This is a genomic window from Streptomyces sp. NRRL S-87 (assembly GCF_000719335.1).
In the GTDB taxonomy this organism is placed as follows: Bacteria; Actinomycetota; Actinomycetes; order Streptomycetales; family Streptomycetaceae; genus Streptomyces.
Genome location: NZ_JOGB01000017.1, coordinates 73,367 through 85,674, shown reverse-complemented (window position 1 = coordinate 85,674; position 12,308 = coordinate 73,367). Strand labels below are relative to the sequence as shown.

Annotated in this window: 9 protein-coding genes and 2 pseudogenes; 4 read left to right on the top strand and 7 right to left on the bottom strand. The window is 76.3% G+C overall.

Going from position 1 to position 12,308, the window contains the following annotated elements; all coding sequences use genetic code 11:
- Positions 1-139 precede the first annotated feature (139 nt).
- The 3 genes and pseudogenes from IF43_RS42650 to IF43_RS40655 all read right to left on the bottom strand — a co-directional run.
- Positions 140-1,582, bottom strand: a pseudogene (locus IF43_RS42650) (carboxyl transferase domain-containing protein); the annotation flags it as partial.
- A gap of 237 nt (positions 1,583-1,819) precedes the next feature.
- Positions 1,820-3,304: pseudogene (locus IF43_RS42645) on the bottom strand (acyl-CoA synthetase); the annotation flags it as partial.
- A gap of 17 nt (positions 3,305-3,321) precedes the next feature.
- Positions 3,322-4,245, bottom strand: coding sequence for a hypothetical protein (locus tag IF43_RS40655; RefSeq protein WP_158939296.1), 924 nt, complete (start codon positions 4,243-4,245; stop codon positions 3,322-3,324).
- A 70-nt stretch (positions 4,246-4,315) separates the two neighbouring features.
- Here IF43_RS40655 and IF43_RS0113235 point away from each other — a divergent pair, with 70 nt between their 5' ends.
- Positions 4,316-4,759, top strand: coding sequence for an Lrp/AsnC family transcriptional regulator (locus tag IF43_RS0113235; RefSeq protein ID WP_030198870.1), 444 nt, complete (start codon positions 4,316-4,318; stop codon positions 4,757-4,759).
- 151 nt (positions 4,760-4,910) lie between these two features.
- The gene (locus IF43_RS0113230; protein ID WP_030198869.1) at positions 4,911-6,131 is read left to right on the top strand and encodes a hypothetical protein; all 1,221 of its coding nucleotides are present in this window, start codon (positions 4,911-4,913) and stop codon (positions 6,129-6,131) included.
- A 39-nt stretch (positions 6,132-6,170) separates the two neighbouring features.
- Here IF43_RS0113230 and IF43_RS0113225 read toward each other — a convergent pair whose 3' ends face one another.
- Positions 6,171-7,760, bottom strand: a complete 1,590-nt coding sequence (locus IF43_RS0113225) for a GAF domain-containing protein (protein WP_078910128.1) — start codon at positions 7,758-7,760, stop codon at positions 6,171-6,173.
- Complete coding sequence (locus IF43_RS0113220) at positions 7,757-8,794, bottom strand: rod shape-determining protein (RefSeq protein WP_030198866.1); 1,038 nt, start codon at positions 8,792-8,794, stop codon at positions 7,757-7,759. Before IF43_RS0113220 ends, IF43_RS0113225 begins: the two co-directional genes overlap by 4 nt.
- Before the next feature lie 194 nt (positions 8,795-8,988).
- Between IF43_RS0113220 and IF43_RS0113215 the strand changes: the two genes are divergently transcribed.
- Positions 8,989-9,684, top strand: a complete 696-nt coding sequence (locus IF43_RS0113215) for a triacylglycerol lipase (protein WP_030198864.1) — start codon at positions 8,989-8,991, stop codon at positions 9,682-9,684.
- Between the two features lie 70 nt (positions 9,685-9,754).
- Here the strand turns inward: IF43_RS0113215 and IF43_RS0113210 are convergent, their stop codons facing one another.
- Entirely contained in the window at positions 9,755-10,339 is a 585-nt protein-coding gene (locus IF43_RS0113210; protein ID WP_078910127.1) for a hypothetical protein, read from the bottom strand.
- 140 nt (positions 10,340-10,479) lie between these two features.
- Here IF43_RS0113210 and IF43_RS0113205 point away from each other — a divergent pair, with 140 nt between their 5' ends.
- Positions 10,480-11,682 (top strand): hypothetical protein, encoded by a 1,203-nt coding sequence (locus tag IF43_RS0113205; RefSeq protein WP_030198861.1) that lies wholly within the window; start codon positions 10,480-10,482, stop codon positions 11,680-11,682.
- A gap of 178 nt (positions 11,683-11,860) precedes the next feature.
- Here the strand turns inward: IF43_RS0113205 and IF43_RS0113200 are convergent, their stop codons facing one another.
- A complete protein-coding gene (locus tag IF43_RS0113200) occupies positions 11,861-12,280 on the bottom strand; it encodes a MarR family winged helix-turn-helix transcriptional regulator (RefSeq protein ID WP_030198859.1) in 420 nt (139 codons plus the stop codon).
- Between the last annotated feature and the right edge of the window lie 28 nt (positions 12,281-12,308).

The following is a 12,308-nucleotide window of genomic DNA, read 5'->3' as shown; positions in this document are numbered from 1 at the left end:
GCTCCGAGGCTTGAGGGTTTGGGGGCCTGAGGGCCGGCCGACGGCTTGAGCGCTTGAGCGCCCGTACCGCGATCAGCGGTACGGGCGCTCGGCGCGTGCGGGGCGGGACGGTGTCCGGCGGGGGATCGCGGTTCCGCGATCAGCCCCGGTCGGCCGCCGGGCGGACGATGCCGCGGGCCACGCCCAGGTCCACCAGGTCCTGCGGGCGCAGCCGGAGCTGGTCGGCGGTGGCGGGGGCCTGGTCCGCGGGGCGCTTGAGGATGGCCGCCGCCAGCTCGGGGGCGATGACGGAGAAGTAGCTGTCGGGCGTCACCCACGTGTTGTCCGGCGCCGCCAGGGCCAGCGCGCCGCCCGAGCCGCCCTCGCCCACCACGAGCGTCGTCACGGGTACGGTCGCGTCGGCGACGGCGGCGAAGGTCTCCGCGATGGCGGCCCCCGCGCCGGCCCGCTCCGCGGCGGCGTCGTTCGCGGCCCCCGGCGTGTCCACCAGGGTCAGCACCGGGACGCCGAGCCGGTCCGCGAGCCGGACCAGCCGGGCGGCGGTGCGGTAGCCGGCGGGGCGGGTGGCGGTGCCGCACTGGGCGGCGTACGCGATGGTCCGGCCCCCGCGGAGCCCGAAGCCGCAGAGCATGCCGGGGTCGGTGCCGCCGGCCCGGTCGCCGGAGAGCGGCAGGCGGAGGTCGAAGTACGCGTCCAGGTAGGCGGCCGCGCGCGGCCGGCGCGGGTCGCGGGCCCGCCGTACCGCGTCCCAGCCGGTGGGCGCGGGGTCGGCGGCGGCCAGGGCGGCCGGGGGTTCGGCGGGGGCCACGGGTGCCGGGGCGTCCGTATCCCGGCCGGCCGGCAGGGCGTCGGCGGGGGTGGGCGCCGTGTCGGGGTGTGGGGCGGATGGGGCGGGTGCGGTCTCTGTGGTTTCTGCGGTGCCTGCTGTTACTGGGGTTCCTGCGGTTCCTGCGGTTCCTGCGGTTCCTGCGGTCCCTGTGGTTCCTGCGGCGGCGGGTACGCCGGACAGCAGGTGCAGCCAGCCGCCGAGGACCTCCGGGAGCTCCGGCGCCGGCACCACCGCGTCCACGTGACCGGCCGCGAACTGACCCTCCGCCGTGTACGCGGCGGGATCGGCGTCGGCGGGGCGGACCCGGGAGCCGGCGAAGCCGACCTGGGCGCCCGGGAGGGCCAGCACCACGTCGGCACCGGCGCCGAGCGTGGCCCAGCCGCCGCCCGTGGTCGGATCGCGCAGCACGGCCAGCTGCGGCAGCCCGGCGGCCCGGGTGAGCGCCGACTGGCGTGCCACGCGCTGCAGTTGGGTCAGTGCGAGCATGCCCTCCTGCATGCGCGAGCCGCCGGTGGCGATCAGGGAGACCAGCGGGAGGCGGTGCTCGCGCGCGTACGCGTACGCCGCCTCCAGCCGGTCGCCGGTGCGTTCGCCGAGGGAACCGCCGAGGAAGCCGAACTCGAAGGAGATCAGGACGGCTTCGCGGCCACGCACGCGCGCGGTGCCGCACACGACGGACTCGGCCTCGCCGGTCCGGCGGGCGGCGCGGGCGTGCGCGTCGTCGTAGCCCTGCCAGGCGAGGGGGCCGTCGGGGCGTACGGTCCGGGCGGGAACGGGGAGTTCGGCGAAGCTGTCGGGGTCGGCGACGGCGGCGACGGCCTCGCGGGCGGTGAGGCGGGTGGGGGGTGCGGGGGCGAGGGGGTGTGCGGGTGCCGCATCGGGTCCGGCTCCGGCCGTGGCTGCGGCGGGTTCGGCTCGGGGCGCGGCTGTGGGGGTGGGCGCGGGCGTGGGTGCGGCGGTGGGTTCGGTGCGGTCGGCGGTGGCGCCGGTCAGGGCGCGCTTCATGATCTTGCCGAGGTCGTTGCGCGGGAGGGCGGCCAGGAAGCGGACCTCGCGCGGCCGCTTGTGCGGGGCCAGTCGGCGGGCGACGTGGTCGGCCAGTTCCTCGGCGGCGGGCGGCGCCTGCTCGTCGGCGGCCACGATCCACGCCACGATCCGCTCCCCGAGGTCGGGATCGGGCTCGCCGGTGACGGCGGCCTCACGCACCCCGGGGTGGTCGAGGAGCGCGTTCTCGATCTCGCCCGCGCCGATCTTGAATCCGCCGCTCTTGATCAGGTCGGTCGCCTTGCGGCCCACGATCCGCACCTGGCCGGTCGCGTCGCGGGTGGCCATGTCGCCGGTGCGGAACCAGCCGTCCGGCGTGTGAGCGTCGGCCGTGGCTCCGGGGCGGTTCAGGTACTCCGTGAACAGGTTCGCCCCGCGCACCTGGATCTCGCCGATCGTCTCGCCGTCGTACGCCGCCGGGCCCGTGATCTCGGCGCCGGACTCGTCGACCAGGCGGAGCTCCACGCCGCGCACCGGGACGCCGACCGTGCCGGGCGCGGTGGTGGTGTCGTCGGCGCGCACGCTGGTGTTCATCAGGGTCTCGGTCATGCCGTAGCGCTCGATGACGCGGCGGCCGGTGGCGGCGGCGAGCCGCTCGTGGTCGTGGAGCGGCAGCCCGGCGGATCCGGAGACCAGCAGCCGGGCGCCGGCCAGGGCCTTGGCCAGGGCCGGGTCGGCGGCCACGGCCTCCGCGAGCCGGTGGTACATCGTCGGCACGCCGAACAGCATCGTCGTACCGCCGGGCACGGCCGGCTCGCCGAGGGCGCGGGCCACCGCCTCGGCCGAGAACCGGCCCAGGTGGTGGAAGGCGCCGCCGTGGCGGAGCGGGCCGAGGGTGCCCAGGACCAGGCCGTGGACGTGGAAGAGGGGGAGCGCGTGCACGACGGTGTCGGCGGCGGTCCAGCCCCAGGCGTCGGCGAGCGCGTCGAGGGTGGCGGCGACGGCGCGGCGGGGGAGGACGGCGCCCTTCGGGGGGCCCGTCGTGCCGGAGGTGTAGATGACGAGGGCCGGGGCCTCGTCGGGGATGTCGGGGTCGGCGTGCGGGTGCGGGTGCGGGTGGGGTTCCGCGGGGGGCCGGGCGTCGGCCGTCACGTCGATGCGGGGCAGCGCGGCCAGTTCGAGCGGGAGTCGAGCGTCGCTCTCCGCGAGTACGAGCGAGGGTGTGCTGTCGGTCAGGATGTGCGCGAGTTCCTGCCGGCCGGTCTTCGGGTTCAGCGGTACGACGGGTACGCCCGCCAGGAGGCAGGCGACCGCCCCGACAGCGGTCTCGAGGGTGGGGGTGGCCCACAGGGCGACCCGTCCGGCGTCCTTGACGCGGGCCGCCAGCCCGCCTGCTGCGGCGGCGAGTTCGCGGTAGCTGAGGGTGCGGTCGCCGCTGCGCGCGGCGGTGCGGTCGGAGGGCGCTTCCAGCGCGGGGAAGAGGGTGGCCACGCGCGTACCCTACGGGCTCACGGGAGGGGCAGGGCGATCTTCACGGCGTAGAGCGCGACCAGTCCGTAGCCGGCTCGGAACGTCCAGGCGCGGGCCGTGTCCGAGATGCGCGAGCCGGCGAAGGAGCCTGCGAACACCAGGAGTTGCTGCCAGGCGAGGCTCGCGAGGCCGGCCGCGGCCACGAACACGGCGCCGGTCGTGCCGTGGGCGAGGGTGCGGCCCTGGGCGGTGGTGAGGGCGGCGAAGTACAGGGCGGTGGCGGGGTTCACGGCGGTGAGGGCGGCGAAGCGGAGGAATGTGCGGGTGGGGGTGGTGGGGGTGGTGTTGGTCGGGCGGGGTGCCGGTGCGGATGCCGGTGCCGGTGCGGGTGCGGGTGCAGGTGTTGTGCGGGTGGGGCCGCCGTCCGCCGGGTGCGGGCCGTTGCCCTGCGGGGCCGGTCCCCTCCCCGCCCTTTCACCGTTTCCCTGGGCTGCGCCCCGGACCCCCGCCGGGCGCTCCGCGCCGGCCTTCCCGGGGCTCCGCCCCGGACCCCGCGCCTCAAACGCCGGCGGGGCTGGAGTGTGGCCCCGCGCCTCAAGCGCCGGCGGGGCTGGAGTGTGGCCCGCAAGCGCCAGCGGGGCCGGAATGTGGTCTCCCGCCCGGGAAGTCGAAGGTCTCGAGCGCCACAGGCCGTGGGCGGCGAGGGTGAGGAGGATCAGGGACGCGACGAGGCGGACCCAGGCCTCGACCGGGGTCAGGGCGGTGGCGACCAGGGGGCCGAGGGCCGTGGCCAGGGCGGCGTAGCCGAGGTCGACCGTCGCGACGGCCGCCGCCGCGGCGATCGCGGGGCGTCGGGCCCGCATGCTCTCCTGGAGCAGCAGTACGCCGATGGCCCCGACCGGCATGGCCACGCCCAGGCCCGCCGCCGCACCCGATACGGCCGTCGTCAGCATTTCGCTCATGGACGGGACTCTCGCCCGCCCGCGCCCCGCACCGGCAGCGGATACCGGCCGCGACCGCGATAATCGCGGCATGGACCGGCTCGACAGGGAAATCCTCGGCATCCTGCAGCGGGATGCGCGGATCTCGTACCGCGACCTGGGTGTGCGGGTCGGGCTGAGCGCCAACGCGGCCGCCGACCGGGTGCGCCGGCTGCGTCGCGACGGGGTGATCCGGGCCTTCACGGTCCTGGTCGACCCGGCCGCGGACTCCGGCGCCGGGCTGGTGGTCTTCATCGACGTGACCCTCCGCCTCGACACCACCAACGAGGAGTTCGAGGCCGCCGTCGCCCGGCTCCCCGGCATCACCGAGGTGGTGCACGTGACCGGTGAGCACGACTACCTGGTGCGGGCGCGGGCGGCGGACCCGGCCGCCCTGGACGCCCTGTTGCGCCGCCTCAAGAGGGAGGCCGGGGTCGCGCACTCCAACACCCGCATCGCCCTGCGCGCCGCGACCCGGCCGCCCACCCAGCCGTAGGGCCGGTGCCCCTGATGCCACCTCGGCGCCCCTGAAGTCCTGATCGCCCGGACTGTCGTGTAGGTTCCGAAACGGCGCCGACGGGGGACGGCGGCGTCCTGAACTTCCGGCCCTGACCAGGCCGTTCATTCTGGGGGAACTGAAACCGACCATGCGTACGCGCATCCTCACCGCGCTCGGCACGTCCGTGGCCCTGCTCGCCACCGGCACGCTGACCGCAGCCATCGCCACCGCCACCCCGGGCCCCGCGGGCGCCGCGGGGTGGCCGCTCGAGTTCGAGCGGGTGGCCGACCTCGCCATCAAGCCCGGCGGCGCCACCTGGCTCTCGCCCGAGACGCGGCTCGGCGGCGAGAGCGACGGCACCTTCGTCTACGCCCTGAGCGGCGCACCGCTCACCGACCCGCAGGGCGGGACCACCGCACTGCCCGCCGGGCTGTCCGTGTCGCCGGACACCTTCATGGACTGCACCCGCCCGCCCCGGAGCACCGACGTCGTCGTGTGCTCGGGCAAGGGTCTGGGCTACGTCCCGTCGCCGCGGCTGGCGGCGGCCGCGGACACCGCCGACGGCGCCGCCGTCCACTACGCCGTGGTCCACGTACCGCCGGGGGGCGACGTGGACGAGGCCGTGCGGGAGGCGCGGACCGCCGGGTCGCGCCCCGCGGACACCCGCCACGCCGCCCGCACCGTCACCGTGCGCACGCCCGAGCACGGCGCGCGCAGCCGTGTCGCCCTCTCGGCGCCCCGGGTGAAGGCCGGGGCCGCGGTGAAGCACACCGTCACCCTGCACGCCGGGGACCCGGGGCGGCTGCTGGTCGACATCGGCCAGTCCGCCCTGCCCGCCACCGAGCGGCGCGCCGAGTTCCTCGAACTCCGCTACTCGGTCGGCGACACCGAGACCGACCCGGGACTGTCCTGCGAACTCCACTCGGTCCGGGGACCGGGCCTGGCGTGCGACGTGGAGCGGCCCGGCGACTACACCCTCGCCTACACCGTGACCGGCCACCGTGACCTGCAGGCCTGGCACCTGGACGCCCGGGCCGAGTACCAGGTATGGACGACCGGCGACGGCAACCCCACAGCCGTGGCCTCCTTCCGGGTGGACAGCCTCCGCAAGGTCCGCGACCGGCACCGGCCGTACGCGCGCGACCGGTCGGGCCGGCCCGTGGAGCCGGACGGCACCGGCGACCCCGAGCGCCCCGCCGTCAAGCGCCGGCGCGACGCCTCCGGCGTCCCGTGGCTGCACCCGGGCGCGGGCGCGACCCCGTTCGCGGCCCGGAAGCGCACGGTGGACTCCGGCTGGGGCGCGTACCGCTCCGTCGCCGCGCCCGGCTGCGACCGGGCCGCGGCGAAGGCGTGCACGGCGCCGGTCTGACGGTCGCGGGCCGCGGCCGGGCGACCGCCCCGGCCGCGGCTACAGCGGCGACTCCCACGTCACCGTCGTACCGCGGTCGCCGGCCGCCGTCCGGCCGTCGTCCGTGACGGTGAGCCGGACCAGGCCCTCGTCCGCCCGCGCGTCCACCTCCACCTCGATCGCGCCCACCTCCGTACGCCGGTACGCCGCGGCCAGCGCGCCGCGCAGCGCCGCCAGCAGCTCGCCCGCCACGTCCTCCGGCACCAGCGCGTCCACCGCCCCCGCGAACTGCACCGAGGGCTGGAAGCCGAGCAGCACCGCCGCACCGCCAGTCTCGCGCAGCACCCGGCCGCGGAAGGTGGCCGGGGCGTCGGTCGGCGGCTGCTGGAGGGCGAAGATCGCGGTGCGGACCTCCTGGATGGTGGAGTCCAGTTCGTCCACGGCCCGGCCCAGCTCGTCGCCGACGGTGTCCGGCACGGCGGCCGCCGCCGACCGCCGCCGCGTGGCGTCCAGCATCATCTCGGTGGCGAACAGCCGTTGGACGACCAGGTCGTGCAGGTCGCGCGCGATGCGGTCGCGGTCCTCGTACACCGCGAGCTGCTCGCGGTCGTGCTGAGCGTCCGCCAGCACCAGGGCCAGCGCTGCCTGCGAGGCGAACTGGCCTGCCAGCAGCCGGTCCACGGCGTCGTACGGGCGGCCGCCGCGGTGCCGCGGCAGCGCGAGGGTACCGATCAGCTGGCCGCCGCTCTGCAGCGGCAGCATCATGCTGGGCCCGAAGCGCTTGCGCACGTGCGTGGTCATGCGCGGGTCGGTGGCCGAGTCCTCGATGAACACCGGCTCGCCGCCGAGCAGCTGCTCCAGAACGGCACTGCCCGGTGCGATCGTCGTACCGACGAGATCGCCGGGGTCGTCGCGGGTGGAGGCCGCGACGATCTCCATGCCGCCCTCGGGGGTGGGCTGGAGGACGACGCCGGCGGCGGCGTCGGCGAGCAGCCGGGCGCGTTCGGCCACGCACATGAGCGCGTCGGCGGCCGGGCGGCCGGCCAGCAGGGTGGTGGTCACCGCGGCCGCGCCCTCGATCCAGCGCTCCCGGCGGCGCGCGGTCTCGTACAGCCGGGCGTTGCCGATCGCTATCCCGGCCTGCGAGCCCAGCACCCGCAGCAGCGCGAGGTCCTCGTCGGTGAACGGGCCGCCGCGCTTCTCGGTGAGGTAGAGGTTGCCGAAGATCTCGGTGTGGACCCGGATGGGGACGCCGAGGAAGTTCTTCATCGGCGGGTGGCCGGGCGGGAAGCCGGCCGAGCGCGGGTCCTGCGCCAGGTCGTCGAGGACCACCGGGCGGGGGTCGCTGAGGAGCGCGCCCAGCACGCCGGACCGGCCGTCGGGCAGGTACGGGATGCGGGCGCGCTCCTCGTCGGTCAGGCCGGCGGTGAACAGGTCGGTGACCCGGCTGCCGTGTTCGCGGTCGGGGTCGATGACGCCGAGGGCGCCGTAGCGGGCGTCGCACAGTTCGGTGGCGGAGTCCACGATGTGCTGGAGGGTGGCGTGCAGCTCGGGCTCGGAGCCGACGCTGAGGACCGCTTCGAGCAGCGCGGGGAGCTGGGGCACCTCCTCGGTGCCGCCGGCTTCCGCGCCGCCCGGGGCGGGGTTCACTCGGACAGCGGGTTGAGGACCATCGGGGCGATCTTCCCTTCCAGCATGGCGCCGAGACCCATCACGGCGCACACGTCGGGCCGTTCCGCGATGGCGACGGGCATCCCGGTGGCGTCCCGCAGCATCTGGTCCAGCCCCGGCAGCAGGGCGCTGCCTCCCACCATCATGATCCCCCGGTCCGTCAGGTCCGCGACCAGGTCGGGCGGGCACTCGCGCAGCACCTTGCCGATCGCGTCGAGCACGGCGGTCAGGGGGGTGTGGATGGCGTTGCGCACCGCGGCCGTGTCCACCCGGACCGAGCGGGCGAGGCCGGTGGCGACGTCGCGGCCGTGGATCTCGGTGACGGCCGGGCCGTTCGCGGTGATGCCGTTGCCGTGCAGCGCCAGCTGGAGCGGGCGCACGGCCTGGCTCGGCAGCATCAGCTCGTGCTGGTGGCGCAGGTGCTGGACGATGGCGTGGTCCACCGCGTCGCCGCCCACCGCCACCCGTTCGGCGGTGACGATCGAGCCCAGCGAGAGCACGGCGACCTGGGTGGCCGCGGCCCCGCACACCATGATCATCGTCGCGGTCGGCTGCTCGACCGGAAGTCCGCAGCCGACGGCCGCGGCGATCAGGGTGTCGACGAGCTCCACCCGCCGGGCGCCGAGTCCGACCATGGTCTCCACCGCCGCCCGCTGGGCCAGCGGGTCGGCGTCGTGCGGGGTGCAGGCCGCCGCGCGCAGCCGGGGCTTGCGGCGCAGTGCGCGCCGCAGCTTCTCGCCGAGCAGGTGGCGCAGCATGCGCTGGGCCATCTCGATGTCGACCACGGTGCCGCCGGTGACGGGGCGGACGACCCTGATGTAGTCGGGCGTGCGGCCCGTCATCCGCTCGGCGAACGAGCCGACGGCGATCAGGGCACCGGTCCGGGTGTTCACGGCGGCGACGCTGGGCTCGTCGACGACGAGGCCCTGCCCCTTCACGTAGACGCGCGTCCGGGCCGCCCCCAGATCGACGGCGACGTGGCAGCGACGCAACTGCTCAAGACTGACGGTCACGGCAGGTCCTCCCGAGTGCGCTGGCGCAAGGTGACCGGCCGAGTGTCGGTCACAATTCATACTTTCTCGGGCATTTAAGACATCCGCCATCTCTGGCTGAGCCGTCGGGGGGTGCTGCACAAGGGTGGTCTTCTGCCGTGTCGGGCCGCACCATGCCCCCACTACTCGCGCGTAACAAGGTAAGGGGGTCCCCCATGCTGACGGCCCGCCAGAAACTGGCAGCCCTCCTCGCCCCGGTCGCCGTGCTGGCCGAGCTCCTCGCGCCCGCCCCGGCGCACGCCGCTGACCAGGCCGTATCCCGAAATCCGGTGGTCTTCGTGCACGGCTACAACGCCGACCCCGGCGTCTGGGGCACGCTGCGCGGCCGCCTCAAGACCGCCGGCTACACCGACGCCGAGCTCTTCTCGTGGGGCTACGACACGCACCAGTCGGTCAACGAGGTCCTCTCCGGCCGCCTCTCCTCGTACGTCGACCAGGTCCGCCGGCAGACCGGCGCCGCCCGCGTCGACCTGGTGTCCCACTCCTTCGGGTCCCTGGTTGCGCGCTGGTACGCGAAGTTCGGCGGCGGCACGGCCACGGTCGGCCACTGGGTCTCCCTCGCCGGCCCCAACCACGGCACCTCCACGGCGTGGGCCTGCGCCCTGTGGGACCAGGCGTGCCGTGACATGACCCCGGGGTCATGGGTGGTCGGCCACCTCGCCGAGGGCGACGAGACCCCGGGCGCGGTCGCGTACGCCACCTTCTGGTCCGACTGCGACGAGGTCGTCAACCCGGACGGCAGCGTCGCGCTCACGGGCGCGACGAACGTCGCGGTCGGCTGCCTCAAGCACAACGACCTGCTGGGCGATGCGTCGGTCGCCCGCGGCGTCCAGGAGTTCCTGGCGTCCTAGGCGGTGGCCGGGAAGACGGGGCGCTGCCTGGCCGGCTAAGTGGTGTCCGGGAAGGCGGGGCGCTGCCTGGCTAGGCGGTGTCCGGGAAGGAGAGGCGCTGCAGCAGCCCCCACGTGAACTCCGCCACGCAGCGCCGCTCCGCCCCCGCCGCGTCCCGGCCGCGGAAGTCCAGCCGCCACCGCGTCGGCGCCGTCCCCTCCAGGGGGCGGACCGGCGCGAACGCCCGCGCCACCTCGTCCACGGTGCACGACCAGGGGGTGAGGTCCGCCAGGCCGTCGAGTTCCGGGCCCGCCTCGCCGGGCGCCCGTACCAGCCACTCGTTCCACACCGCCCCGTCCGGCGCGGCCAGCACCTCGAACCGCAGCGTCGGCCACAGCGGCACCGGCCACAGCAGGGCCTCGCACTCCAGGTCCCCGATCCGTCGCCGGCCGGTCGACTCCGGCGGTCCCAGCACCGACCGGTACCGCGCCAGGGCCCCGCGCGCCCGCGGCGACCGGACCATGGCCTGCCAGCGCTTGTTGGCCTCGCGCTGGTCGGCGAGCGACGCGCCGAGGGCCCGCCGCGCCTCCTCGACGAGCTCGGGCTGGAAGTCCGCCATGCGGCGGAGCAGGACGAGTTGGAACGCGGCGGGGCCGAACGGGGTCATGCCACTCATGCCGGACAGGCTGCCATCCGCACCGGACGGGCCGCCACGCCGCCGAGCGCCCGCGCCGACCCGGAGCAGGCAATTCCACACAGGATCCTTACAGGTCCGGGACTCCGATGTTGCCGCGGGCGGCATAGCCTGCGGCAGCCATGGACTACTGCAACGCCTGCCGACGACACCTCAACGGCGCACTGGCGTGCGCCGGCTGCGGGACCCCCGCCGAGCACCTCACCCCCAGCCCTGCGGACCGCGCCGCGCAGCCGCCCCCGCAGGCCCAGGCGCAGCCGTCGTCCACCGGGGTGTACGGCCCTGGACCGTCCGGCGCGTACGCGACCGGGTCCCCGGCCGGGTACGCACCCCCGCCCGCCGGGTCGGAGGCCTACGCGCCACCCGGCGGGGAAACGTTCATGCGGCCGGGCGCGGAAGCGTTCGCGCCGCCCGGTGCGGAAGCGTTCATGCGCCCGGGCACCGCCCCCGCCCACGGGACCCCGTACGCCTCCACGGCCTGGCCCGGCCCCGGGGCGGCCGCCGCCTCCGACACGGACGCCCCCCAGGTGCCCGCCGCCGCCTTCATGCGCCCCGGCGGCAGCCCGGCCGCCGACCTCTCCGCGGACGGGTCCGGTCGGGACGGATCCGGCCCGGACGGGTACGGCCGGGCCGGGTATGGCCCGGGCGGGTACGGCCGGGACGGGTACGCCCCTGACGAGTACGGCCCCGGCGCGTCCGCTCCCGCCACCGACCCGGACGCGCCGGAGCTGGGCGCGTACTCCTTCGGCGACCACCAGGCGCGCGCCGCCAGGCGCCGCAGGTCCGTCGACCGCAGGCGCCGCCGTACCGCCCTGGTGGCCGGCGCGGGCCTCCTCTGCGCGATCGCCGGCACCTTCGTCCTGGCCCGCCTGACCTCCGACGACCGCCCCGCCGCCCGCGCCTCCACGGTGGTCCAGCAGCAGGACCTGGGCGCCGACCAGCCCGTCACCGACGACACGCAGGGCGCTGCCGCCCCGTCGGCCCTGCCCAGCCGCGCGTCCGGCTCGGGAGGCGGCTCCGCCCAGGGTGCGGGCGAGGGCGAGCCGCAGGCTTCCGGCGGTCCCGCGGCCACGGGCGACCCCACCCCCGCGGACGCGGACCCCACGACGGAGGAGCCGGACCCCGGTCCCACGGACACGGTGGCCCCGGACGCCACGGCCCCCGCGCCCCGGCACACCGGCAAGAAGCCCCGCTCGACCCGCCGCCCGGCCACCCCCGGGCCGAGCGACGGACCGTCGAGCGGCGGCGGGACCGGGGGCCCCTCGCCCAGCCCGAGCCCCGACCCGTCGCCGACGGAGGACTGCTTCCTGTTCTGGTGCTTCTGACGGCGCCCCGCGGCGGTCGCCTCCGCGGCCGGTAGGCCGTCCGGACGCGACTGTCCCGGCGCGCCCGCGCGCGCACCCCCTCCGAGACCGGACCGTCCGGGCCTGCTCTGCGCAGGCCCCGGCCCGGGCACGGCTCTTCCGGTGCACGGGGCCCCGGAAGGGCGGCGGCGTCCTGCGGCTAGCCCACCATCCTCTGCAGCAGGTCCCGCAGCGTCGTGCGCTCCTCCGTCGTGAGGGCCGCCAGCGGCTCGCGCGCGAAGTCGAGGGACTCGCGGAGCAGGGTCGCCGTCCGGGCGCCCTCCTCCGTGGCGGCCGCGAGCTTGACGCGACGGTCCGCCGGGTCCGGGCGCCGCTCGACGAGGCCGCGGCCCTCGAGGCGGTCGATGATCCCGGTGACGTTCGAGGGCTCGCACTTGAGCTTCTGCGCGATGTGCCGCATCGGCATCGGATCGCGGGCGAGCAGCCCGAGGACCCGCGCCTGGGCGCCGGTCAGCTGGTGGTTCGCGGCGGCGTGCTCGTACTCGTCGTGGTAGCGGGCCACGACGGAGCCGATGAGCTCGACGACCTCGAGGGTGAGGGGGTCTGTGGAACTGGCCATGGCACCCAGCGTACCGGTTTACTTGACA